This window comes from Pseudomonas baetica (assembly GCF_019733355.1).
In the GTDB taxonomy this organism is placed as follows: domain Bacteria; phylum Pseudomonadota; class Gammaproteobacteria; order Pseudomonadales; family Pseudomonadaceae; genus Aquipseudomonas; species Aquipseudomonas baetica_A.
In genome coordinates this window covers 1-23,415 of sequence record NZ_JAIHLQ010000068.1, presented here as the reverse complement: position 1 = coordinate 23,415, position 23,415 = coordinate 1, and the positions used below count along the sequence as shown (strand labels likewise).

Sequence of the window (23,415 nt, the reverse complement as noted above, 5' to 3'; positions counted from 1 at the left end):
GCCTTGCAACTGAATATGCGCCCCCGTAAACGCTTCGATTTCAAATGTCCGATCGAAATGATGGGTGAGGTGATGCAAATGGCCGTGGTTATGCGGCACGATGCGCCCACTTCAATTCAATAACTGTGTTGCACTCAGTTCCTGCAACCGCCCATACCCCTCTCGGACTTTTGAAATATTGCCTTGGGTGTCGTAGTCAATAGCGCCCAAAAGTGCCCAGCTGTCTTCGTCAATGTAGAAGTTGCGTTTAGGCGCGGAATGACGCATGCCTTGTTTTACCGTCGCTTCAATGACCCATACACGATGCAACTCGTAACGACGTTGTGAGGCAGCGACAAAGTCTGATTTCATTACGTCTTCGTGTTTGCTGTTAAAGTCATACATGCCGAGCGCGTTGTATGGGACAATTAATTCTTTTTTACCGACTAATTTCCAATCGAATCGGTCTAATAAACCTGAGAATGTGTAGGATTCATCAACGTTATATTGATTTTCATACCCAATCTGCGGCGCATCGTACGAGTATGTTGGCATGCGGCGAGTACGACGCTGGCCCGGGAAATAATAAAATACTTCCGGCGGTTTATCTGCCGAATTCAAATAGGTTGCGGCTTGACCAGCCAGTGCCACGGGTGATACGTAACCGAAGTAAGTCATACTTTCTATACCGCCGGTTTCAGCGAATTTGGTTCCGCTCTTAAGTCCCCATGGGTAGTAAGTGTATAAATCGGAAGTGAGCTTGATCCAGTCTGAACCGCCCTTACGCGGGGAAACGGATGTAATTAGGCGACTCAGCTCTACACCAACGCCGCGATAGCGCATCTTTGAATTCCACATGGCTTCGGCCCCGGTTTTGGGCTCGATAAATGGAATACCCGGCGTATAGGCATCAGCTAGGGCTGTACCATCTGCGCTCATCTTTGCAAAACCGATATTTTTCTTTGTATTCTCCGCAACAAAGTCAGGAACACCACAAGTACGTCGAGACGGGTACACGGGCATGCTGTAGCCCTTGATGCTCTTGATAAGCGCGATTTGGCCAGGATTTAACTGACTTGCATACTTGTCGATGTTACTGGCATCGATGGTGTACAGCGGAGCATCAGACTTATATTGGAAGAAATTCTTCCGAGGCTCGCCATAACTCCAACCTGGCGTCATAGGCTGCGGCGCGGACCATTCCGGAATCCCGCTAACAGTTCCAGCTTGCTCTGCACCAGCTGGGGTCAGTCCCGCACCTTGCGCCAAGACGGACGACGTCGCCAGAGCAAAGAGAGTAGTAAACACAGACGTTCTCGTAGCTTTATGGATAACTACGTTTTGGACACGATTTAGGAAGGGCACTGTTATCACGTTAATCACCTCGAAATCTTAGCAACTGAGAACTCTTAGGCACGATGGAAGTCATGCCAGTTAAGTCATTTTTTTTGCAGCAAAGAACACCCATCTGAGCATGGTCCATCAGTGTTGATAAATGTGAAACAAATCTTTTTCTGAGAAGCGTATTGTCAAAGTCTGGTATGTAGAACTGATCACTGTAATTGCGGGTTAGTCTATTATTCCTGATAGCCTTAATAGGCTATTTCTGCCGTCAAACTTGTCGGGTGCGCGGCCGCAGTTAAAGTCGCCATAGCTCAGATCTGTAGGTACGGTACCGATTGATCTGCATGGTCAAATTATTCGTTCTCACCTATTTCATTCCATGAAATAAAGCTAGCGCTGTGCTGGTTTGCTTTTATTTGTGCGCTCAAGCTTTGTAGAAATTTTAAATCAGATATCAATGGTCATGGCAGCTTGCTTTCTTCAAGATTTAAAGTCTTCTCCACAATTCTTCGCTGGCGTAGTAACTCAATCGTGGCCGCGTGGCTATGTCTGGTTACCCGGTAGTAGCAGAGGGCTGCAAGTGCCAAGATGTAAAATATAACGCCCCCTCCCACCCATGCTATACCCAAGTGTTCGATCACCAGAGGTTGAATGCCTTCCAAGTGCTCTTGTGGAAAATTTATGGCGTCTAGCAAAAGACCAGCAACAGCGATTCCGATTGCGCTGCTAGTCTTCGTTACTAGTGATTGAGCGCCATAAATCGTGCCCTCCTGTCGTCTTTCTGTCTTAACTTCAAGCTGTTCCGTCGCGTCTGCGAGCATTGCGCCTATCATGCCCATGATAATAATAAATGCGCCGGTGTCTACAAACAGGAATATGCTAAGCACAGCAAACTCTGGTACAGAAGAGTTCGCAGTCATTAGACCTGAGAAGTAAAGCGCGACAGGCAGTGTTACGCTTATGCAGATAGCTATCAACGACCATAATGCGATGGACTTCTTGTCGCCAACTCGAGTGATAATAAGCGGCGACAGCAGCACCAAGGCTCCATCTAGTAACCACAAAAGTTGGGTACCTGCCATTTGGTCGGAATTCAGCTTCCAGAAATACCCGAATTGGTAGGAGAAAAGTGCGGCATAGACTGTGAATCCGGTCGCAGTTGCTGCGGAGGCAAACAGGAGCGGGGCTATTGTCGGCTCGGCAAAGGACGAACGCCACCGTTCGAAAATTGCTGCTACACCTGTGCGTCCACCAGGCGATGGCTTTGCTAAGCGTGGGATCATAGGATGGAGACCGACCGAACAAACGATCATGGAGACAGCGACGATTAAAGATGACCAGAAGCCAATTTGACGATAGCCTTCAGGGTTGCTAAGCCCATCCGGAAAAGCTGGTGTACTGCTCAGCCAGTAGCCATAGACCGCAACTGAAAAGGCGGGCACAACAATCCAGGCTAATGCAATCCTCGACGAAGCGAGGTGGCTGCGATCATCATAATCTTCCGTCATTTCTGGAAGTAATGCGCTACTCGGAACTTCGAAGAGTGACAACGAAATACGCATGCCGATGAGCATCATCAGAAGGTACAAAGCTAAGCTCAGTCCCTCAAGATTGAGCGGGGGAGCCCAAATAGCATAATTGAATAGAGCCGTCGGTAAGATGGCCAAGTACATGAAGCCGTGACGACGGCCGAAGCGTGAGTTAAAGTTGTCTGAAAGGTAACCTATAAACGGATCCATGATCGCATCCACAACCAGAGTAACGCCGAGGATTAAGGCAATTAGACTGGCAGGAAGATGAAGCGCATTACTATAAAAAACCAATACGAAGGTACTGGTCAGTGCAATGAGAAAACCTGAAGGTATTCCTCCGACCGCGAAACAAGTCCGAGTGACAATCCCAAGCTTTTTCTTCTTTAGTGTATGTAGTACCACGTTCATCTGCCGCTCCCATTTTTTATTTTGATAGATGCATGGAGTGTTTTGGCGGTGCTCGGGATTAATAACTCCCGCGCCCGCCTCAGCCCCTGGGGATGCATAACTTAATTTGATCAAATCACTACATTTGCCTTCTGTCAACAGTGTCATTTCAAAAGCCCTTAATTCTGAACCGGTCAAAAAAAGTGCGTATCTATCAAGTGATAGGCAGCCAATAAGGCCTGCTTGCCTACAAATTCAGCACATGCATGAAGCGGGCCATTGCATAACGCTTGTTATGCGGCATAACGTCTGTTATGTTTCGACGAGAGATGTGTTACGGACGCCTACGCCGACTGTAGGCTTTTGAAAAAGTGGCCGAAATGAGCGTGACTCAGACCAATGCCCCCGGCTCTCGCTGCGCCCTTCCGGAGACCGGGGAGGTTGTCGCGTGGAACGTCAGTCGTTCGGAACCAAAATTTGATATTAATTTTGCTTCACAGAGCGTCAGAACTCGCTATGGCAAGCGGTCGGGCCTGCGTGAACGGTCCGTTGGTGAACTTTTACAGGTAGCTGATTTGTGCACTCCGAGTTCGACTGATGACGAAGTGCCCGCGGATTTATTTTATGCTCGGACGAACCGCAGTGCAGATCCAGTGAGCTTTTATCGGAGGGAAGGTTTCGTTTTTGGAGGCATCGAAAGCCCCGCCGGCTTTTGCGCCGAAATGAGCCAAGTTTTGCGTCTACCGCTAGTTTCTGTCCGTTATTGGTGCGTGTCCAAGGTGAATAGGTCATCCGCGGGGGGGGCAGTCTTGGGGGCGTCGTATGGTGGATTGCACAAGGTCCAGGCGAGTTGTGTCGTTCGGTAACATGCCTTGTGCTTTGCGGTGACAGTGCCAATGGTACCTTGACAATTGTTATAGAGATGGGTTTACGAAATTGGTCAGTGGGCGCGGATTTACCCGTCCACAGAGAATGCTGCCTTATACGCTTAGTTTTACGAGTTTGCGCAAGAGGGGGGGCTCACTAGTTTGGGTATACGGCGGTTAGCATTCATAGGTTTGTTAACTCGTGCACAATAAGCTCTTAAATCAATTGCGACACAGCAGACTATCTTACTTCACTGAAGCTTTAGGCTAAGGAATCGCGATGGGCGGCATTTGGCGGAAGTTACGATCTTGAAGTGTCGATTAAAGGATGCGATACCTAAACGTAAGCACTTTTGCTGTCCTCTCCAGACGTTTTGGAGTGTGTCGGCGTTCTAGTGGTTGATTAATCCGGAGAAGTTAAATGCGTGAATACCTTAAGTTTTACATTGATGGGCAGTGGGTGGAACCTTCTGAGGCGCTGAAGACTCTTGATATCGAGAACCCGGCGAATGAGGAGATCGTTGGACGAATTGCACTAGGTTCGGCCGCCGATGTGGATAAAGCTTGTAAAGCCGCTAAGAAAGCGTTTGGCCCGTGGTCGAACACGAGACCCGAGGAGCGGATTAAGGTTTTGCAGCGTATCTTGATGGAGTACCAGAAACGTTTTGGCGATTTAGCTAAGGCCATCACAGAGGAGATGGGAGCCCCAATGAGTCTCTCTCAGAGTGCTCAAGTGCCTGTGGGCATGGCTCACCTGATGAGTGCCGTGGAAGTTCTAAGAAACTTTAAGTTTCGCGAGGAGCGCGGCAAAACGCTTATTGTAAAAGAGCCTATCGGTGTCTGTGGTCTTATCACGCCATGGAACTGGCCGATGAATCAATTGGTTTGCAAGGTGGCACCGGCGATTGCTACTGGCTGCACAATGGTGCTGAAACCGTCTGAAGTGTCACCTTTTAGTGCGCACATCTTCGCCGAGATCATGCATGCAGCGGGAGTCCCCGCGGGTGTTTTTAACCTTATCCATGGTGATGGACCAACAGTGGGTGCGGCAATTTCCAGGCATCCGGAGGTGAGTATGGTTTCGTTCACCGGATCGACTCGAGCGGGCATCGAGGTCGCCAAAGCCGCTGCGCCAACTGTGAAGCGTGTAGCGCAAGAGCTCGGCGGTAAGAGCGCTAACGTCATTCTAGATGACGAGGCATTTGGCGCGGCAGTTACGCGTGGCGTAACTGCCATGATGATGAACTCGGGTCAGTCTTGTAATGCACCTAGCCGTATGCTGGTACCACAGGCACGAATGGAGGAGGCTATATTAATTACTCGCAAGGTTGTCTCTGCTATTACCGTAGGTGACCCGATTGGCAATAATCAACTTGGCCCAGTAGTGAACAAGACGCAATTCGATCAAATCCAAAAGCTGATCCTAGCGGGTTTAGATGAAGGTGCTACTCTCGTGGCCGGCGGAACAGGGCGCCCGGACGGTCTTGAAAAAGGCTATTTTGTAAAACCTACAGTGTTTGCAAATGTCACGAACGATATGATTATCGCTCGCGAGGAAATCTTTGGTCCCGTGCTGTCTATCATAGGATACAGTACGGTTGATGAAGCGATCGATATCGCTAACGATACGCCTTACGGTCTATCCGGTTTTGTCCAGTCCGCCGATGTTGAAAAGGCGAGAAGTATAGCTTTGAGGTTGCGCGCTGGTCAGATCACTATTAATGGAGCCAATCCTGATTTCGCTGCTCCGTTTGGTGGCTATAAAATGAGTGGAAACGGTCGTGAATGGGGCGAATTTGGGTTTCATGAGTTTTTAGAAACGAAGTCCATTCTTGGTTATGCCTAGCACTAAATTATGACTTGCGCTCTTTAGCATAGCGCAGAAATTTAGGGCCCAGGAGAGCAATGGTTTGGGAAGGTCGAGAGCGAAAGGTAGACCGACTTTCCCTTCTCTGGATGTGGCAGATCTTTAACCTCAGTAGTCAATTACGGTGGTGCGGGCACTTTCCTCCGCCGCGTTTTCTAACCTACGGCGAGCAATTTACCCCCATTAGATTTCCGTATCGTTAAGCGTTCGCCGAACATAGCCTGCGTGGCTAAACGAGCGTCCATTTATACGGCAGTAACTCAGATCTCACTCGCTCGCCCGCTGGCTCGGTTGGCGAGTGAGGACGTCCTTGAAATAGGCATACCGATTATGTTTGGTCGTGCGTGCCGATGGAATCAGTCTCATGAGCGCTACCGCCCGGTTTCTGCGACCCCGCGCTTAAGTCGGTAATCTCACACATGAATCTGTAAGCCAGCCACGCATTGGGGTTGGTCAAAATCAGCAATCTGCCCTGTATCAATGTTCACTCGGCAAGGTGGGGCTGTTTCAATCAGCGCCAACAGGTCGCGCTATCCCGGAGGAGCGTGCCAGTGCTTGCGTGTCGATATTCGCGCATGTTTGTCACTTTGCCGTTCCGAACAATCACGGCGAAGACGAAATGATCCTCGAACGTCCTGTTCGTGGCCTTAACTTTTCCCGTGGCGAACCCGACCATCAGACACCGATCTCCCTGCGCTACAAATTCAGTGGGGTCTGGGAATGAAGTTTCCACTTCGCAGGCCTTCTGAAGCAAATCCGCCAATCCCTGGTCGTGCCGGCCAGCGTCCAGCCCCCGCCAGGAATGATCCACTCGATATCTTCGGCAGACAACGCCTGCAGACCTGGCTTATCGCTGCGGCCCATGGCCGCAAAAAAATGCTTAGCAATCTGGACGTTCTCTTGTGTGCTCATCGAAATTTCTCCATTTCCTTATCCAGGATCGTGTCCGATCTAACCGGACACACTGCTGGCCTGCTGGTGAGGACGTGGTGTCGGTGATTCAGCCGATATCGACATTCATGGCGATGTCCCAGGTGCCGGCGCCGTTTTTAGCCAGGCCGATCATCATTAGACCCAGCCATTCGAGTGTCTGGGCCATCTGCAGGCCGCCGACATCCAACGGACGCAGCCCGAGACTCTCGAGGAAGGTCGAAACACGCGCCTTGGTGTCCGCATCGTCCGCCGCGATGAACGCGTCGAGGCGTTTATCCTTGGCAAGTACGTGACCGAAGAGGGTATTGAACGCCTTGACGACATGCGCGCTGATCGGGGCTACCTTGGCGATCTCCTGCGCGCCGGAGCTTCCGTGGGGGGTAACGAGGCCCGAGAGATCGGGAGCGATCGGGTTGGTGATATCGATGATCACCTTACCGTCGAACGCTTTCCCAAAGTCGGTCAGTACAGCCACCGCACGGGTGTACGGTACGGCGAGAATGACGATCTCGCCGGCCGGAGTGGCGCCGTAAGTTCCCGTGATCGCTCCGGATGCGAGCTTGTCGGCAAGCGCCTGGGCCTTGGCGGGATCGCGGCTGACCACCTCGACGGTGTGTCCGGCCTTGGCGATACGGCCGCCGATAGCTGCGGCCATGCCTCCCGAACCGATGATGCTGATAGTGCTCATGTGCAGTCTCCGTTTGAAATCGGGTAGTTTTCCGGCGTTAGTCGGCCGGGAAGTAGTGACCGCTATCAAGATCGGCGAAGAGGTCCGGCTGGGTCGGTTTCCAGCCAAGCACCCGGCGCGTGATGGCGTTCGATGTCGGGGTGTCCAGCGTGACCAGATTCGCCAGGAACCCGAAGTAGCCAGGCAGCATCAGCACATCCGCAGGTATAGACACGGCCGGCAGATTCAACCGGCTGGCGATGGCTTCGGCGATCTGACGGTATGGGATGGCCAACTCGGCGATTGCATGCCAGCTTCTGCCCGCCGCACCTTTTTCCAGCGCCAGGCGAAACACGGTGGCGAGGTCACGGGCATGCACGGCCCCCCAACGGTTGGCACCGTCTCCGGGGTAGCCGACGACACCCTTTTCCTTGGCCAGCCCGATCAACAGCGGAAGGAAGCCGGCGTTATCGGTGGAGCTGTGCATGATCTCAGGGATCCGCACGATAGAAGACCGTATGCCCTTTTCGGCGAGACCGATCACCGTGGTTTCCACGATGTTCCGGACCCGTAGGGTATTCTTGTACGGATCACCGCCAGGAAGGGGCGGATCCTCCTCGGTGGCCGGCCGGCCCAAGCCCTCCCACCCCGGCGAGCCGACGCTTCCAGACACGACCAACGGCTTTGCGCTTCCGGCCAATGCTTCGCCATAGGCGAGCATGATCTCAAGCTCCGCGGCCGCAACGGCGTTGATCCCGCCGGTTGGAATCAAGTCCTGCCGATGCGCGAGGTGAATGACACCGTCCGAGGCTGCAGCCGCTTCCTTTAGCCCGTCGAGATCCTCGAGATTGCCGCGACGTACCTTGGCGCCGAGCGCAACAGCCTGTTCCGCGGCTTTGTCGGACCGAGCCAGGGCCGTGACCTCGTGGCCGGCGGCGATAAGATCGGAGATGATGTACGGACCGGAATGGCCGGTGCCGCCGGTAACAAAAACCTGCATATGCGTGTTCCTCGTAGGTGATGGGGTGCGAAAAAAGGTGCAAGGGGGCTGTGCCGGGCGCCTGTGTAATCCGGCGCCCCGCCGTCAGCTCAGGTCGTCGGCGGAAAATAATGGCCGTTGTCGAAGTCCTCAATCAGGCCGGGCTGGACGGGGTCCCAGCCAAGCGCCTGGCGGGTGATGGCATTCGACGCGGGGAGGTCCAGCGTGGCCACTGCCGCCAGGAACTCGAAGTAGCCCGGCAGCATCAGTTCGTCCGTGGGGATGCTCACGGCGGGGACTCCCAGGCGAGCGGCTATCGCCTCGGCGATCTCGCGGAACGGGATTCCCTCGTCGCCGATTGCGTGCCAGGTTTTACCTGCGGCCCCCTTCTCGAGCGCCAGTCGGAACAGAGAGGCAAGGTCGCGGACGTGCACGGCGGGCCAGCGGTTTTTGCCGTCTCCCGGATAGCCGGCGAAACCCTTGGTTTTCGCGAGCAGGATCAGTTGCAGGCGACCGGTCGCACTGTGCAAGAGAGTGGGAATCCGCACGACCGACGACCTGACACCTCGCTCCGCAAGGCCCACGACAGTGCTTTCCACGATATTGCGTGCCAATAGGGTGCCTGAGTCGATCGGACCGCAAGGTAGAGCGGGATCATCCTCGGTCGCCGGTCGGCCCAGGCTGACCGGTGCGCCGATAGGCGCCGTCCTGCCCGCGTTCATGGGCGTGCCGATACTGCCGGCAACGACCAGTGGCTTATTCGTGCCTGCCAGTGCATCGCCAAACGCGAGGACGGTCGCGAGTTCCGATTCGGCTAAAGCAGCGATCCCGCCGGACGGAAGCAGTTCGGCCCTATATCCGAGGTGGATGACGCCGTCGGACTCGACCGCCGCCGCCTTGAGCCCTTCGAGATCGGCAAGATCTCCACGACGGACCTTGGCGCCGAGCGCGGACGCCGTTGCCGCAGAAGCGTCAGACCGTGCCAGAGCAACGACCTCGTGGCCGGCGGCGATGAGGTCGGGGATGACGTACGAACCTACGTGGCCGGTGCCGCCAGTGACGAAAACGAGCATGTTATTGGCCCTTCTGAGCAGTGTGATTCGAGACGCACTGATGCGCGTGCGCTAAGTCAGGAAGGCTGACGCCGATCGCGAAATGGCTGTTTTTGACCGAGTGGGTCATGAGACCCAGCGACAGCAGGCAGACGTGTTCCAGCGTCCGCGCCATTGACAGCGGCCCGACGTCCAACGGGCGCAGTCCCAGGCTTTCGACGAACGCCGAAATGCGTGACTTCGCCTGCGCATCGTTGCCTGCGAGGAAGACGTCCAACGAATGGCCTGCGAACGAACCGGCAGCCAGTACTTGGGAGAACTGGGTATTGAAGGCCTTGATGATCAGCGCATCGCCAGGCGCTGCTTTCGCGATCTCCTGCGCGCCGAAACTTTGCGTGGGCGTTACAAAGCTCGTCAGGTCAGGGGCGACAGGATTAGTGATGTCGACGAGAAGCTTGCCAGCCAGCGCTTCGCCGTACTGCTTCACCACATCGAGTACGGCTGAATAGGGCACCGCCAGAATGACAATTTCTCCAGCCGGGGCGGCACGGAACGTACCTGTGGTCGCCCCTGACCCGAGTCGCTCGGCCAACGCCTTTGCCTTGGCGGGATCGCGAGTCATCACCTCAACGGTGTGCCCGGCCCTGACAGCACGGCCCCCGATCGCTGCGGCCATGCTACCTGAGCCGATAATGCTGATTGTGCTCATGCGCAGTCTCCTTGCAGGTAGGGGTTGACCATTCTTGGGCTGTTGGTGCGATCCGGCGACCTCACTCAACGTACGACCCATGCTGGTCGCTTCACTTGCAAAAAGCAAGTGACATGGATAATTTTACTTGCAGCATGCAAGCGATGCTAAGATTCAGCCATGAAGACAATTCTTAAAGAAGACTTTCGATCCCATTGCGCGGTGAACTACGGCGTGGAGATCTTTGGCGACCGATGGTCGCTCTTGATCATTCGCGACATCGTTTTTGTGGGAAAGAAGACGTACGGCGACTTCCTGAAATCGGAAGAGGGAATCGCGACCAATGTTCTCGCTTCCCGACTTGCCTTTCTTGAGGAGCAAGGCGTTCTCTCGAAGGCGCCCAGCCCCGACGACAGGCGCAAGGACTTCTACACGCTGACTGAGAAGGGCCTGGACGTCATTCCCATCGTGCTCAGCATCGTCCTTTGGAGCGCGAAGCACGATTCGAAGTCGTACGTACGGGGCCTCGACGAGTTCGTTACTCGATTGAGTCAAAGCCCCACGCAGGTAAGCGAAGAGGTCAAGGCGCTGGTCCGCAATGGCGGATGTATGTTTCCTGAGATTAACGAATGAAGCAGACGGCAAGCGAAAAACGAGGTCAGAAACCCCGCAACCAGAACGGTCTTTTCCGAGCCCCCGGTCGACTGGCACTGATAGAAATCACGAGCTGAGACAGGCACGCTGAACTTTTTTGGTGAGGAACCGGCCAGGCGCTAAAGCCACGACCTGAACTCCACGACATTCTCGGCATGTGGATCAAAGTAAGGATGATCGTTAGCCCGGTTGTTTGCTGACATGAATTACCAGCGCCATTTGCCATACCTTTTGAATAGCGTCTTGCTCGGCGTCCTCGCAGCTGTGTGTCGGGGGCTTCGAGAGCTAAACGAGGAGGCCAGAACACTCCCACAGCGCGGTCGGTTGCGATCGGCAGCAACAGGTCGTTCTCTGTCAGTAGTCACTATGGTGCTTACTGGTCAAGTCGAATTCAAACGGTTGATCAGACCGGGGGCAATTGACTGGTCAGTGGCAACACAACCAGGTGGCCAAATCTATGCGCTTACGCACACGTGCTACTCAACGGTAAGCGGGCCAGCCGTGAAATCGAGGTCCTCGCTGACGTCTTCGCCTATGTGCTCAATCTGGCAGGCGCAAGCGCATCGAGCGTTTTCCTGTCGTAATGTACTGCGGGCACGGGAACTGCTTGAGCGGTTGAGTACGCTTGTACTGTTGACGTGGCTCGGCCTGTGCGGTCTGCGGATTGACCGCCTTCAGCTCGGCTTCGATAGCCACGAAAAGAGTGGCAAGCAAGTCATCGAGCAAACCGGCTTGCCTCAGGCTCTTCTGCTCGCTGCGCTTGGCAAAAGTGCTAGGTCTTCGGTGATCTCGAACTGCTGGTCGCCGCAGATGGTTAAATCCTTCCTGCGCATATCCGAAACTGGAACGCTGAGATCACCCGTATGCAGATCGCCGTATTGTAAGAAGACTCCTACAAATAACAGTGAGTGCAGAATGTCGGCAACCTCGGTTCCGCCCATGCGATCGAGTGCCATCCGTACGTCTTTACCTCCAGAAATTTTAGGTGCGCGCTATGGCCCATAACCTTGGTTCGCGGATTAGGGGGCACTCGGCTGAAACCGTCTTGCAGAAATCTAGAGCCTATAGGCTTGGCGCGATCGTAGAGGAGGGTAGATATCAACCGCGTTAAGGTGACTGGAGATCCGCTGCAGGAGACGCTGCTGAAATTAGACGTAGGTAACGGGGAGGGGTAGAAGTGATTTTACATTACAGTTGTTATGTCAGATAACGTCTGTTATGTTTCCCACAGGCAATCACGGTCGAAGATTTCACCGACTTCAGGCATAGGGAACAACCTAAATGAACGACGCAGTGCTCAAAGGTCATACCAAATCCGTCCCGTACGTCCGTCCAGACGCCGCCGAGTTTCTGGCCTGGAACAATGCTCGTCCTGAGTCACAGACCGGTGGCGATATGTCACCGCAGGCCATGCGGGGGTGGTACAGCAAACGGGCTGGCATCTGTGATTTGCCGGTTGGCAAGCTCGCGGAAACAAAGGATTTTTTAATCCCGACTCCTGCTGGCGAGATTCCTGGGCGGTTGTTTGATGTGCGTGCAAATCGTAGCGCCGGTCCAGTCGTCGTTTTTTATCACGGCGGGGGATTTGTTTTTGGCGATCTCGATAGTCATGCGGGTTTCTGCGCCGAGATGAGCCGTGTGTTGGATCTGCCGGTGGTTTCCGTTCAGTATCGATGTGCGCCTGAGGGGAAGTGGCCAGCCGCACCCGACGATTGTGAAGCTGCTGCGCGTTGGGTTGCGCAAAGCCCAACACTGCTGGGCCGCTCTGTAACAAGTCTTGTGCTTTGCGGTGACAGTGCAGGTGGCACGTTGACGATTGTTGCAGCGATGGACTTACGGGATCGACCTGCGCAAGTACCGGTGATCGTGCAGGCGCCGATCTATCCATCCACGGATGAGGGGGAGCAGTATCCTTCTTATCAAGAGTTCGCTGAAGGATTCTTGCTTACGCGGGCAGGTATGCAGTGGATGCAATTTCATTATTGCGCTGACGCATCAAGTTACCGAGCGGTGCCGATGAAGGGAGATCTCAAAGGATTGCCGCCTGCTGTGATATTGACGGCAGGTCTGGATCCGCTGCGCGATCAGGGCCGTGCTTATGCAGCGGCGCTGATTCGTGAAGGCGTATCGGTTACTTTCCGGGAAGCGATCGGCAACATTCATGGTTTCGTCAATCTGCGCAAGGCCATCCCTTCCAGTAACGGTGATATTGCGGACTATCTCGCTGTGCTGAGGCTTCAGATTGAGGAGTCAGAAGGGCTCCGAATCACAACAAAGGCTAGTGTCTGAGACATCGTCCAGTTTTAAATTTTGAGTGCGTTGGCTTACTAGCCAGTTAACCGCCATTTAGGAGTATTTGTGATGCCGGAATCGATTACTGCTGCACGTCTTGATGAAATCATCGCCGCATTCAACAATCATGATGCCGATGCTGTCATTAGCTTTTTCGCGCCTGAAGGCGTTATGTTGTCTCCCGCTGGTAAAGAGGCTGTAGGAACAACCTTACGTGGTCGGGACACGATACGAGCCGCACTCGCCAAACGATTCGCAGACTGCCCTGATATTCAGTGGACTGAGGGAAAGAATTGGATTTTTGGCAATAAGGCATTGAGTGAATGGCGTGTCCGGGGCACGGCTCCTGGTGGCGAGATCATTGATACAATTGGCTGCGATCTATGGGAGTTTGAAGACGGATTGATCGTAAAAAAAGATACTTACTATAAACAAAAGACATAATTTTAATGCCGCGCTCGCGAGTGCTCTCGAGTCGGCTAACGGCTGTCCTGAAAGTCCGTCAAGTTTTTCTGGTCGCGAAACGTGTTGCTACTGTAGACTCATATGCAACTCATGGTTAAATGTAATAAGCGCTAGCTTCCTAGTGGGCGAGGACTATTGCCATTAAAAAGAATATTGGCAGCCTGTGTTCTGTATTAAATTTTCGACGGCGCGCTGGAGCGGTTTGTTGATGTGTCGGAGATAATTAATAATAAAGATTGGATTTTCCTGTGCGGCCTACGGCATCTTTTAAGTTGCTGCTCGCACATTAAGCGAATTTTAGTACTTCTGTCTGTAAATAAATATCTACGTGGTATTGAAGCGGATGATGACAATGCAAAAAATACTGAGAGAGGCAACAGCAAAGCTGCACGTGGGCGCTACTAGCGTGAACGAGACGGTTGATAATTACGTTAGTGAACCCGCGCCCCAATTAATCGTCGGTATTGGCGGAACAACTCGACCAGGCTCGTCGACAGAGCGTGCATTACGCATGGCGCTGAAAGCAGCCGAAGAGCAGGGAGCCCGGACGATATTATTCGATGGTCCTTTCCTCGCATCCCTTTCGATGTATGACCCTGCTTCAGAGCGCAACGACGCAGAAAGGGAGTTCATCGAAGCTGTACGGAGCGCTGATGGTTTGATTATTGCCAGTCCTGCTTACCATGGTGGCCTATCAGGCTTGGTGAAAAACGCGCTTGACCTGCTTGAAGAGACCTCTAAGGATAAACGTCCCTATCTGCACAGCCGACCTGTGGGGCTTATTGTGACGGCCTATGGTTGGCAAGCGACTGGCGCTACGTTGGCATCCCTGCGGACTATCGTTCACGCTTTGCGTGGCTGGCCGACTCCGTTTGGTGCTGGTTTCAACACCTTGGAGAGCCGATTCGCTGAAGACGGGAGTTGCTCCGATAGTTCCGCTGCTTCGTCGCTGGCACTGGTAGCGCAGCAAGTGATGAGCTTCAGCTGTACTGATAAAAATCATAGTTAATACCTCTGCGCTGAGGCTGAAAATAGTCTAGTAAAGTGTTGCTTCGCCTATTTTATGTGGCGGTTTTGACGTGTTTATTTCTGGCTGTCACTTGCTGTTTCAAGTTGAAGCAGGAGCACATAGTCGGCTGGGTGCCTACGTTCATCTCAGCGTATATGGCCGTAACGTCTATCATACTTCTGGCATCGACGTTCAATTGATTGTCGCGTAGTTTAATTGGAGAGAACTGAGCTGTTATAGATTCCACTTATGGAGGGTAAATGGGGCGCTCTTAATGTTTTCACTGCACGCAAGGTTACCTTGTACTCTGCTTAGCCAGTGCCGGATATATTCCCCGGCTATCATGATTACTAGGATGTCACGAATCTCACCGTTGCCTGCGAGCAATGCCAAGTTGAGGGTTGCTCGTATGTAATAGTGACAGCAGTCGAATTGTAGTTCAATGTCTGGAATCGAAGCGCCTACAATACTCGGTGATTTTTTGTCAACTGTGCCCTTCTTGTTGTGCTTGGTACTGAAGTATTAATCAGCACTCACTGAACACTCATGGCTGGTCATGTTTTGCATTGTAGTAGTAGGCGAATCATAGGGATTTTGATTTTGCGGTAATAAAAAAACGTAGATCTTATTGTCATTATGCCCTGCCATGAGTCCTGAGGGGGGAGCTTTATTCATGCTGAAAAGTATATCGCTGACATTCAAGCTCTCTTTGCCGCCTATTGTGGCGCTTGTCGGTCTATTGCTATTCGTGGCATTTACCGCCATACAACTGGACAATAATGACATCCGGCTTGTGGCTTTAGAAAAGCAAAGTTATCCGACTCTCGAAAGCGCCGATGCGGTGATTTTCCAGTTCTCGCGCATTCCTGGTCTACTGAATAGCGCAGTTGCCGCTGGAGAAGTGGAAACCTTTCATGAAGCGCGAAAAGTGTTGGACGAGATTAGTATTAAGCAGCGAACATTACAAAATTTGACCCAGGAGCAACCCCAACGAAATCAAGAGCTTATCATTTGGATTGCAGCCGTAAAGAATTATACAGAAAACGCATTTTCTGCGACTGAGCAATTGTTAAAAGGCGCTGCCTTTGAAGACCTGCGTCCAAGCCTAGGCCGGATGGCGAGCGATCTAGATCAAGCGCAGAAAGCCGGAGATTTATTCCGCAAGCACGCTTATGAGGATTTCCAAACGAATTTAGCGAAAACACGTACCGAAAATGCTACGACAACTCGAGTGGGTTTTGGTCTAAGCATCATGTTGGCGCTATTGGTAAGTACCGGTTCGGTGATTGTGATCCGCCGCGTCATGAATAACGTTCATGGAGTTATCACGTCCCTTCAATCTATTGCAAGTGGAGACGGCGATCTTACCCGACGTGTCAACGTAGAAACACAGGACGAAATAGGAGTGATGATCAAGCTTTTTAACGACTTCCTCGACAAGTTGCAGGGCACTATGCGGCAAATCATAAACGCGGCTAGCCCTTTGGGTCAAATGTCCAAAGAGTTGTATCGCTTAACCCAAGACACAGAAGAAAACACGCGTTCTCAGCAAGACCGCACTGATTCTATCAGCCGCGACATCTCCGCTATGACGCAGAGCATCCAGGAGGTGGCACGCCGCTCGCAGCAAGCTTCGGAGGAGGCCGCGGCAGCCTCGAAACGAGCCGAAGCTGCGCGGCAGAATATCGGTAGCTTGTCCTCCAGCATCAGTGATTTGGGCAGTAGTGTGTTGGGCTCGGTGCAGGCGATGCAGCAGTTGAAAGAGGAAACTCAAGAAGTCGGTTCTGTACTGACGGTTATACGCAACATTGCCGAACAAACAAACTTGCTGGCTCTCAATGCAGCTATTGAAGCCGCTCGTGCTGGAGAGCAAGGTCGTGGCTTCGCCGTAGTGGCTGACGAAGTGCGCAATTTGGCCCAAAAGACGGCTATTTCAACAGCAGAAATTCAAAATATTATTCAACGCTTACAACAAAGCGCAAATGGTGTTTTGAGCGAGATGACTCTTAATGGGGAAAAAGCTGAGGCTAGCATTAAACGTTCAGTGGAGGCTACCCGAACCCTGGAAGTCATTGCCAAGTCAGTTCTTCAGATCAATGAACTTAATGCTGGTATTGCTCAGTTTACCCAAGAGCAGATTAGTCTGTCCGACTCAATTCAGAAAGATACAGAAGTACTGCAGAGGGATACCCAAACCACTACGCATGGGGCCGATGCCACCGCGCGTCTTGGCGAGCAGTTAGTAAGTACCGGAGATCATTTACGCGCGGCTACAGTGCAATTTCGTGTCTAACCCTTGCAACCCGAAGAGCATCAAAAAATGAGAAATATTCGATTCCTCGGTCTATCCGCATGTCTATTGAGTACATCTTCCTTTGCGTTGGAACAAGGTGAATATCGCCTGAATGGCTTCGGTACTGCAGGTATTACGCATTTAGGAGGAGAAGACAGCGGACGTGCCTACGGTGTAACGGGTCAGACAAATGGCTCGTGGCGTGGCGATCAATTGTCTAAATTGGGCGGCCAAATCCAGTACGGTATTACTGACACCGTCGGTGTTACATTGCAAGCCACCGTCAAGCCCCAACAAGATAACTGGAAGGCCAATCTAGAGTGGGCTTATCTGTCCTGGCAAACCACTGACCGTTTGATGTTGCGCGCCGGCCGCCTTCGCAACCCCGTTTACATGTATTCCGAAACGCTGGATGTGGGTTTTACCTACCCGTGGTTACGGCTACCGGACGAAGTTTATGGTCAGGTCCAGCTTAGCAATTACGAAGGTGCTGACGCCTTGTATACAATGCCAATATCGGTTGGTTCCGTGACTTTCCAAGTCGCCGCAGGCCAGGCCGTGAATCGTGATATTTTTGGATTAGGCAAGCTGTACGACATTGATTACAAGAAGATCTTCGCTACCAACATCAGTCTTGCTACAAATAGTTTCGGTACACTGCGTGTAGGCTACACTGAAGCCGATATTGACTCCGCCTACAACTCCGTCGTAACCACTTCATCGGGTGATCGTTCCGATGTTAATTTTGGTAACCTGAACAAGCAAAAAGGTAAGTTTACATCGGTCGGCTATCAGTATGACAATGGTACTTGGCTTACCTCTAATGAGCTTACTCGTCGCGTCATCGAAGCTGACGGTAACGCAGCCAGCAAAGCTTTTTACCTTATGGGTGGCCGCCGTTATGGCAATTTTTTGGCGCACATCACTTATGCTCAGTTAGATGAAGATAATGGTCGTCAAGGTTCTTGGACTTACGGCTTGAACTACAATATTACACCTACCATAATTGTCAAAGGTGAGTACAAGCGAGTCGATACGAGCGGGAAATATAATGGTGTGTTCGTCGAGAGTGCTCAGGAAAACTATGATCATGCAGTTAACGCCGCAACTAGTGGGGTTTCGGGAACTCCTTCGCGCAATTATGATGGCGACATTGTCAGTGTCGGCGTGGACTTTGTATTCTAAGGATAGCTCCCATGAAAACGTTTAATAGTGCTGTTGGCGTTTGCATTCTGATTTTCTCTGTCAATGCAGCGCAGGCCGAAGTTGCAGTAATAGTAAATCTTGGGGGCAGCGTTACACCTTCGCAATCCGACGTAGCGAACATTTTCCTGGGTAAAGATAAGTCACTTAAAGGAATTGACCAGAAGGACTGGACCCCCGCTAAGGAAAAGTTCTATGGTGCAATCGTAAATAAAAACGAGTCGCAATTAAAATCGTATTGGTCGGGACTGGTTTTTACCGGCAAAGGTCAACCGCTTCCAAGTGTCGCTGACGATGCGGCCGTGGTTGCTAAGATAAGCACTGAGCCTGATGCTATTGGCTATATCGATAGAGCTTCAGCTACAGAAAAAGTTAAAATTCTTTTCATTCTTCCCTAAGCACGATAATACAAATGGAATTTTTGATGCGAGCTCGAAATCAGCGTAAACAATTCCGTTTGGCCTTTTAAAATACGTATTTATGTCCGCGGCTGTCAGATCGCTTTACGAGAACCAGCGTACGTGAAATGCATCAATATTTAGAATATGTAGTTCTTGGCTTGCTCGGTTGACGCATCAGTAGATCTTATTCATTTTGCAGTATTTAGTTGTGCTGCCCCCCCCTAAAACGTAACCATGCATGACATGGTTAATTAATTGTCGGAGTATTGCTTTGTGATAGAATTTATTGCTTGCCGATTAAAGCGTCGAGCAACATCTCACTAACTATAATTAATCAGTGAGGGGCGTAAGGTGCTGCTAATAATGTCGGTAAAAAGTCTATCGAAGGGGCTTGTGTCATTTGATTAAATTGAAACTAAATCCTGGCGATTTATCTAATGACTTTAAGAAGTTTCAATTAGATTTACGTCTTGCAGGAGTTTTTCCATGTGTGAAGCCAAAACTTTTTTGAGCCGTTGAGTACTAAAGTATTGTGGCTCCAGTATAGCCTGTAGTCCTAATCCGTCAATAAGACTGATCGTGATGTCTGTCCAAAGGCGCACATCAAGTTGTGGAGAGACCTCTTGGCTACGCTGAGCGGCCCGCATGAGCCCGCTTATGGCATTTCGCCATTCAGAATAGCGGTTATGGAGCTCTTGAGCCAGGTAAGGCTTACCAAGCGATTGTCCCCAGAACGCTATCCATACACGCCACTCAAGCTTACGGTCATCGTCGAGTGGCAGAACCTCAAGGAGAACCGCGTAAAGCGTTTTGAGCGGGGATTCGCTAGACAGGTGCGATGCCATTCTCCTGGCCGCGGCAACGTGTACCTGACGCAAAGCCGCTACAAGAATTTCATCTTTATTGGCGAAATGATGCGTCACAAGCCCCGCTGTACATCCTACTTCAATTGCAATTCTTCGGATTGTCGCTGCTTCTAGTCCCTCAGTCGCTACAACTTTCCAGGTCGCTGCTAGCACCTCGTTGCGACGCTCCTCGTGATCTATTACCCGTGGCATAACTACTCCAATTTAGCGTTCTTAGAACGCGTATTACAAAAAGAAACGCTGCGCGCAAAAAAAATGATTCGACCGGCTTGTAAAGCAAAATGGGTATGCGTTGAAGCAGAAGCCCAATCAACGGTCTGCCAAAATGGTCTTGCTGTGAGGCTGATCGTCGCCGTGCCAGCATACTGCATCCCCCGGACTAGACGCTATCGCGCTGGACCACTCCCCAGCTACTCAGCGCCACCTTTTATCAGGCATCGAGTTGGCCATGCATGTCGTGATTATAGGCTTATGGTTTTTTACAAAACAGGTGTTGCGTAAAAAAAACTGCTGTGCAAGGATGCATAACAGTTGTTTTGCAACGTGGCTCGATGATCGCGGCGGCGATCCCTAGGGGGGCAGTCGGGCAGTAGTTCAGTGCAATTTGGCGCGCCAGTTGATTGGCGGTTGTCCGAATGCATGAGCAACCGTATTTAGTAAAGTTGGGTCATGTCGGCCTACACCTAAAACACGAGGAACGTAAATGAAAATCGGCATAATCTCCGACGGTGCGTTGGCTGGCACACCGCCACAAAGGAAAATGCACGACATGATCCGCGAGGCGGTGCGTGCAGACGAGCTCGGTTTCTATTGCTGGGGTACATCTGAGGCCCACTTTATTGATGGTCCGACTATTTCAGCCCCTGACGCGCTCTATGGTGCTGTCGCGGCGCTTACTAAAAATATAATTATTCGCTACATGGCCGTTACGATCCCGTTTCATAATCCAATTACGGTTGCAGAGCGTTTAGCGACCCTCGATATTTTATCTAATGGACGGGCAGAACTATGTACGGCTCGCGGCAACAATAAATTAGTCATGCAGGCCTTCGGTGTAAAGCCAGCCGAGACCAAAGATCGCTGGAAGGAGGCGATAACGGTAATTGGGCAGACGCTGACCAAAGGTGTGGTCTCTAACCCCAATGGAAAGTACTGGCCTTTTGAAGAAGTTAAGGTCAATCCTAGGCCATTGCAGAAACCATCTCCCCACTTGTTTTCTGTGAGTTCAGGGCCTGACTCTCACAAACTGGCAGCTGAGTACGGCGTTGGAATACTTACCTTCGATAATTTTTTTGGATGGGACTACATAGATGAGTGTATTAGCGCTTACCGCGATACAATAGGAAGCGCAACTCCAGTTAATGATCGTGTGAATAATTCATATGGCTATTACGTGCCTGTTTTTCATTGTGCAGCTGATCGAGCAACCGCATTGGCTGAGGTAAGAATGCGAGCCTTTGCTTATGTTCAGTTCATTTTGGATATTTATTTGCCGTTGGCTAAGGAACCTACGTATGAGTACTTTGCCGGTATTCAGCGTATTGTGGAATATAAGCGAAACCTTGACAAACTCATAGAGCTCAGCCCGTCCATTATGGTTGGTACACCTGATGATATTATAGTCGCACTGAGGGCGCTTGAGTCCCGCGGTGTGGATGAAGTGATTTTGACCGTTGATGCTATGAGTCACGAACAACATATGCGTACTCTTGATCTTTTAGGAGAGCATGTTCTTCCGCACTTTCATAAATGATCAAGTTTTATAATTAACGTAGAGTTTGAGTTTTTTGATATCTCAGGCCCTACATATTCTACTTTGGTGGATTTCGGGTGATTGTGTGATTCTCCGGCAGCAATCAAAAATCCATAAATCAGGAACGGTTCCATACTGCAATGTTCAGAGGTGGCCAAAAAATAGTTCTGATAGCGAGGGCTCGAGATTTAACCATTGCCCTAAAACTGATGCGTAATTGAATGGCCATACGTATACATTTGACAGTATGCAAAAAGCAATATTCTGTATTCAGATGCACCATCAAACAGAGCGAGGAAAACCAATGTATCAAGTGATAGTTCTTTACGGAGTTCCAACGGACCCCGCAGCTTTCGACCAATACTATGAAGAGGTCCACACGCCACTTGTTAAGGCGATCCCTCATCTGAAAAGCTTTTCTGTCAGTAAGGGGCCTATAACCATCGTTGGTGGCGGAGGCCCATACTATCGTATCGCCTTACTTGGTTATGCTGATCTGGAGTCGTTAGAGGAATCTCAGATGTCTTCAGAGGGTATGAAGGCATCAATGGACGCTGCAAATTTTGCAACTGGTGGCATGACAGCGTTGGTAATGGAAATTAAAGATGAGCTGTAAGTAAAGCCGCGGTGGACAAGGAGTCGCGTTGAGATTAATTATTTATCGGCGCGATTCCTTAAGTGAGCAGTTGGAATGGTTTTTTGTACGGCGCGTACTGGCTGACGATGTTAGACTTTTGAGGGTGTGCACATACTCCAACTGATGTTGTTCGGTGAAAATCTTTGAAAAAGCTGTGGAGATGGTGAGTGATTTTGTAGTTGTATAGTGTTTAATTTCTTTATTCGTGGTGTCGCTATGCTTCTTGGTTTTAGCATTTAAAATTAATCACCAAAAACCTTGCTTTTGAGTTGTCAGATAATTTTAAGCTTTAACTATTTGTGATGTGCTTTTTTGGGTTTCGATTATGCCAATCATTAAAATTTGGCTAAGGTGCCTAAGCACAATGCTTTCTCAGGTTTGCGTAAATCTTGTTCCAGGGTGATGAGATGAAAGTTGACGCGTTCACCTGCGCCGTAGTTCCAAGTAACTCCATTAGCCGTTTTCGGAGGCGTTGCTATCTGGTTCGTCACGGAGATATAGAATCTTTCCAGAAAGACGCTAACGCCTTGGAATATTGCAATTTAAAACTATCCAATAAGGGTATTCGTCAGGTTCGCGAGCTTGCCGTCATGCTGCAGGATGTTACATTCGACCGGGCGGTTTGCTCGGATTATCCCCATGCCTATCAAACCGCCAGAATTCTGCTAGATGAACAGGAAGGTATGTTGGAGCGAGCCGAAGCGTTCAGGGAAATAAAGGCTGGCTGCCAGGGCAACATTCCGCGGCACGAGCGCCACGATCAAATCGGTGTTGCCTTCGAAACTATGGACGAGGTGGGTGCAACGTTTTTGGGCGGGGAAGACTGGGATAGTTTTGAGGCTCGTGTTCTTGAACAATTTCATCTTATTGTCAGCGAGTCGTCATGGCGTTCGCTTCTTATTGTCAGTCACGACGCAGTAAATCGAATATTGCTAGCCTGGGCAATGGGCGGAGATCGCCACTGCGTAAAGGGCCTTGAGCAGGACCATGCCTGTCTTAACATTATTGACTTGGACTTAATCGGCCAGCAGGTAGTTAAATGCCTGGTGAGAGGGGTTAATATCACTCCCTACGATCCCTGCAAAGTCTTCGACCAACGTACAGGGGAGAGAGTTCACGAGCTATATTACTCCAACGCAGAAAAACAATAAGTTATTCCATGGGTGAGTCTGTCGGGTATAAAGCTATTCTACGAGGTGTAAACCATTGAGGGTTACTGTTCCGTTTCTAACGTCACAGTAGTGATTCCACTGAGCTGGAGTAATTTGTTCAAGAGAATCGAATGGTGTGTGAAGCCCTTAGGAAAGAAGAAATTCGCTGGGCATTATTCGGGCGAAAACCCTCAAAGGCCCACAGGAGGCGTTCGTGCATAACCCTAACATCCTCAGCATACTCGTGGCTGAAACCGAGGCAAAGGTCGACGCGTAAAAGTGCGCATTCCACGCCATCCGGCCACCCAGTCCACCAACATCCGGCCACCCGTTCCACGCTCATCCGGCCAGGCAGTCGGAGCGCAGCGACGCAGGTTTGCATTGTTAGTCTGAAGTC

20 protein-coding genes and 3 pseudogenes are annotated in these 23,415 nt (G+C 51.1%); 12 read left to right on the top strand and 11 right to left on the bottom strand.

Annotated elements, in window-relative coordinates:
- Nucleotides 1–123: pseudogene (locus K5E40_RS32635) on the top strand (IS30 family transposase); the annotation flags it as partial.
- Here K5E40_RS32635 and K5E40_RS32630 read toward each other — a convergent pair.
- Together K5E40_RS32630 and K5E40_RS32625 are read right to left on the bottom strand one after the other, a co-directional pair.
- Nucleotides 112–1,287 (bottom strand): DUF1329 domain-containing protein, encoded by a 1,176-nt coding sequence (locus K5E40_RS32630; protein ID WP_311775993.1) that lies wholly within the window; start codon nt 1,285–1,287, stop codon nt 112–114. The pseudogene K5E40_RS32635 and the gene K5E40_RS32630 overlap by 12 nt on opposite strands.
- Nucleotides 1,288–1,784: 497 nt before the next feature.
- Complete coding sequence (locus tag K5E40_RS32625) at nt 1,785–3,410, bottom strand: MFS transporter (protein ID WP_221734270.1); 1,626 nt, start codon at nt 3,408–3,410, stop codon at nt 1,785–1,787.
- Between the two features lie 1,119 nt (nt 3,411–4,529).
- Here K5E40_RS32625 and K5E40_RS32620 point away from each other — a divergent pair.
- Nucleotides 4,530–5,954 (top strand): aldehyde dehydrogenase family protein, encoded by a 1,425-nt coding sequence (locus K5E40_RS32620; protein WP_221734269.1) that lies wholly within the window; start codon nt 4,530–4,532, stop codon nt 5,952–5,954.
- Between the two features lie 250 nt (nt 5,955–6,204).
- Here the strand turns inward: K5E40_RS32620 and K5E40_RS35265 are convergent.
- From K5E40_RS35265 to K5E40_RS32595, 6 genes and pseudogenes are all read right to left on the bottom strand, one after another.
- Nucleotides 6,205–6,356, bottom strand: a pseudogene (locus K5E40_RS35265) (transposase domain-containing protein); the annotation flags it as partial.
- A gap of 315 nt (nt 6,357–6,671) precedes the next feature.
- Nucleotides 6,672–6,887: a nuclear transport factor 2 family protein gene (locus K5E40_RS35260; RefSeq protein WP_260456216.1), complete on the bottom strand. Its 216-nt coding sequence runs from the start codon at nt 6,885–6,887 to the stop codon at nt 6,672–6,674.
- An 88-nt stretch (nt 6,888–6,975) separates the two neighbouring features.
- Nucleotides 6,976–7,596 carry an NADPH-dependent F420 reductase gene (locus K5E40_RS32610; RefSeq protein ID WP_221734268.1) on the bottom strand — a complete coding sequence of 207 codons (621 nt, stop codon included), beginning with the start codon at nt 7,594–7,596 and terminating at the stop codon, nt 6,976–6,978.
- Nucleotides 7,597–7,633: 37 nt separating this feature from the next.
- Nucleotides 7,634–8,575 carry an SDR family oxidoreductase gene (locus tag K5E40_RS32605; protein ID WP_221734267.1) on the bottom strand — a complete coding sequence of 314 codons (942 nt, stop codon included), beginning with the start codon at nt 8,573–8,575 and terminating at the stop codon, nt 7,634–7,636.
- An 89-nt stretch (nt 8,576–8,664) separates the two neighbouring features.
- Nucleotides 8,665–9,627: an SDR family oxidoreductase gene (locus K5E40_RS32600; RefSeq protein WP_221734266.1), complete on the bottom strand. Its 963-nt coding sequence runs from the start codon at nt 9,625–9,627 to the stop codon at nt 8,665–8,667.
- Between the two features lies 1 nt (nt 9,628).
- Nucleotides 9,629–10,315: an NADPH-dependent F420 reductase gene (locus K5E40_RS32595; protein WP_221734265.1), complete on the bottom strand. Its 687-nt coding sequence runs from the start codon at nt 10,313–10,315 to the stop codon at nt 9,629–9,631.
- A 159-nt stretch (nt 10,316–10,474) separates the two neighbouring features.
- Here K5E40_RS32595 and K5E40_RS32590 point away from each other — a divergent pair, with 159 nt between their 5' ends.
- Entirely contained in the window at nt 10,475–10,927 is a 453-nt protein-coding gene (locus tag K5E40_RS32590) for a helix-turn-helix domain-containing protein (protein WP_221734264.1), read from the top strand.
- A 500-nt stretch (nt 10,928–11,427) separates the two neighbouring features.
- On the opposite strand, the pseudogene K5E40_RS35255 reads toward K5E40_RS32590, so the two are convergent.
- Together K5E40_RS35255 and K5E40_RS32580 are read right to left on the bottom strand one after the other, a co-directional pair.
- A pseudogene (locus tag K5E40_RS35255) lies at nt 11,428–11,716 on the bottom strand (IS66 family transposase); the annotation flags it as partial.
- Nucleotides 11,686–11,904 carry a hypothetical protein gene (locus K5E40_RS32580; protein ID WP_221734262.1) on the bottom strand — a complete coding sequence of 73 codons (219 nt, stop codon included), beginning with the start codon at nt 11,902–11,904 and terminating at the stop codon, nt 11,686–11,688. The pseudogene K5E40_RS35255 and the gene K5E40_RS32580, both read right to left, overlap by 31 nt.
- A gap of 325 nt (nt 11,905–12,229) precedes the next feature.
- On the opposite strand from K5E40_RS32580, the gene K5E40_RS32575 reads away from it, so the two are divergent.
- The 6 genes from K5E40_RS32575 (at nt 12,230) to K5E40_RS32550 (ending at nt 18,608) form a co-directional block, all read left to right on the top strand.
- Nucleotides 12,230–13,237 (top strand): alpha/beta hydrolase, encoded by a 1,008-nt coding sequence (locus K5E40_RS32575; protein ID WP_221734261.1) that lies wholly within the window; start codon nt 12,230–12,232, stop codon nt 13,235–13,237.
- Between the two features lie 72 nt (nt 13,238–13,309).
- Complete coding sequence (locus tag K5E40_RS32570; protein ID WP_221734260.1) at nt 13,310–13,684, top strand: nuclear transport factor 2 family protein; 375 nt, start codon at nt 13,310–13,312, stop codon at nt 13,682–13,684.
- Nucleotides 13,685–14,057: 373 nt separating this feature from the next.
- On the top strand, nt 14,058–14,714 hold the full coding sequence (locus tag K5E40_RS32565; protein ID WP_221734259.1) for an NADPH-dependent FMN reductase: 657 nt from the start codon (nt 14,058–14,060) through the stop codon (nt 14,712–14,714).
- Between the two features lie 673 nt (nt 14,715–15,387).
- Nucleotides 15,388–17,007: a methyl-accepting chemotaxis protein gene (locus K5E40_RS32560; RefSeq protein WP_221734258.1), complete on the top strand. Its 1,620-nt coding sequence runs from the start codon at nt 15,388–15,390 to the stop codon at nt 17,005–17,007.
- Between the two features lie 27 nt (nt 17,008–17,034).
- Nucleotides 17,035–18,192, top strand: coding sequence for a hypothetical protein (locus tag K5E40_RS32555; RefSeq protein ID WP_221734257.1), 1,158 nt, complete (start codon nt 17,035–17,037; stop codon nt 18,190–18,192).
- Between the two features lie 11 nt (nt 18,193–18,203).
- On the top strand, nt 18,204–18,608 hold the full coding sequence (locus tag K5E40_RS32550; RefSeq protein WP_221734256.1) for a phosphate ABC transporter substrate-binding protein: 405 nt from the start codon (nt 18,204–18,206) through the stop codon (nt 18,606–18,608).
- 446 nt (nt 18,609–19,054) lie between these two features.
- Here the strand turns inward: K5E40_RS32550 and K5E40_RS32545 are convergent, their stop codons facing one another.
- On the bottom strand, nt 19,055–19,669 hold the full coding sequence (locus tag K5E40_RS32545; protein ID WP_221734255.1) for a TetR/AcrR family transcriptional regulator: 615 nt from the start codon (nt 19,667–19,669) through the stop codon (nt 19,055–19,057).
- A gap of 511 nt (nt 19,670–20,180) precedes the next feature.
- Here K5E40_RS32545 and K5E40_RS32540 point away from each other — a divergent pair.
- The 3 genes from K5E40_RS32540 (at nt 20,181) to K5E40_RS32530 (ending at nt 23,018) form a co-directional block, all read left to right on the top strand.
- On the top strand, nt 20,181–21,230 hold the full coding sequence (locus K5E40_RS32540) for an LLM class flavin-dependent oxidoreductase (protein ID WP_221734254.1): 1,050 nt from the start codon (nt 20,181–20,183) through the stop codon (nt 21,228–21,230).
- A gap of 304 nt (nt 21,231–21,534) precedes the next feature.
- Complete coding sequence (locus tag K5E40_RS32535) at nt 21,535–21,846, top strand: EthD family reductase (RefSeq protein ID WP_169906573.1); 312 nt, start codon at nt 21,535–21,537, stop codon at nt 21,844–21,846.
- A 428-nt stretch (nt 21,847–22,274) separates the two neighbouring features.
- Complete coding sequence (locus K5E40_RS32530; protein ID WP_221734253.1) at nt 22,275–23,018, top strand: histidine phosphatase family protein; 744 nt, start codon at nt 22,275–22,277, stop codon at nt 23,016–23,018.
- Nucleotides 23,019–23,415 lie beyond the last annotated feature (397 nt).

Coding starts and splice junctions, on each gene's coding strand:
- K5E40_RS32625 (WP_221734270.1), bottom strand. CDS start 3,410: ATGACACTGTTGACAGAAGGCAAATGTAGTGATTTGATCAAATTAAGT.
- K5E40_RS32620 (WP_221734269.1), top strand. CDS start 4,530: ATGCGTGAATACCTTAAGTTTTACATTGATGGGCAGTGGGTGGAACCT.
- K5E40_RS35260 (WP_260456216.1), bottom strand. CDS start 6,887: ATGAGCACACAAGAGAACGTCCAGATTGCTAAGCATTTTTTTGCGGCC.
- K5E40_RS32565 (WP_221734259.1), top strand. CDS start 14,058: ATGCAAAAAATACTGAGAGAGGCAACAGCAAAGCTGCACGTGGGCGCT.
- K5E40_RS32605 (WP_221734267.1), bottom strand. CDS start 8,575: ATGCAGGTTTTTGTTACCGGCGGCACCGGCCATTCCGGTCCGTACATC.
- K5E40_RS32550 (WP_221734256.1), top strand. CDS start 18,204: ATGAAAACGTTTAATAGTGCTGTTGGCGTTTGCATTCTGATTTTCTCT.
- K5E40_RS32610 (WP_221734268.1), bottom strand. CDS start 7,596: ATGAGCACTATCAGCATCATCGGTTCGGGAGGCATGGCCGCAGCTATC.
- K5E40_RS32535 (WP_169906573.1), top strand. CDS start 21,535: ATGTATCAAGTGATAGTTCTTTACGGAGTTCCAACGGACCCCGCAGCT.
- K5E40_RS32540 (WP_221734254.1), top strand. CDS start 20,181: ATGAAAATCGGCATAATCTCCGACGGTGCGTTGGCTGGCACACCGCCA.
- K5E40_RS32530 (WP_221734253.1), top strand. CDS start 22,275: ATGAAAGTTGACGCGTTCACCTGCGCCGTAGTTCCAAGTAACTCCATT.
- K5E40_RS32570 (WP_221734260.1), top strand. CDS start 13,310: ATGCCGGAATCGATTACTGCTGCACGTCTTGATGAAATCATCGCCGCA.
- K5E40_RS32595 (WP_221734265.1), bottom strand. CDS start 10,315: ATGAGCACAATCAGCATTATCGGCTCAGGTAGCATGGCCGCAGCGATC.
- K5E40_RS32590 (WP_221734264.1), top strand. CDS start 10,475: ATGAAGACAATTCTTAAAGAAGACTTTCGATCCCATTGCGCGGTGAAC.
- K5E40_RS32575 (WP_221734261.1), top strand. CDS start 12,230: ATGAACGACGCAGTGCTCAAAGGTCATACCAAATCCGTCCCGTACGTC.
- K5E40_RS32560 (WP_221734258.1), top strand. CDS start 15,388: ATGCTGAAAAGTATATCGCTGACATTCAAGCTCTCTTTGCCGCCTATT.
- K5E40_RS32555 (WP_221734257.1), top strand. CDS start 17,035: ATGAGAAATATTCGATTCCTCGGTCTATCCGCATGTCTATTGAGTACA.
- K5E40_RS32600 (WP_221734266.1), bottom strand. CDS start 9,627: ATGCTCGTTTTCGTCACTGGCGGCACCGGCCACGTAGGTTCGTACGTC.
- K5E40_RS32545 (WP_221734255.1), bottom strand. CDS start 19,669: ATGCCACGGGTAATAGATCACGAGGAGCGTCGCAACGAGGTGCTAGCA.
- K5E40_RS32580 (WP_221734262.1), bottom strand. CDS start 11,904: ATGGCACTCGATCGCATGGGCGGAACCGAGGTTGCCGACATTCTGCAC.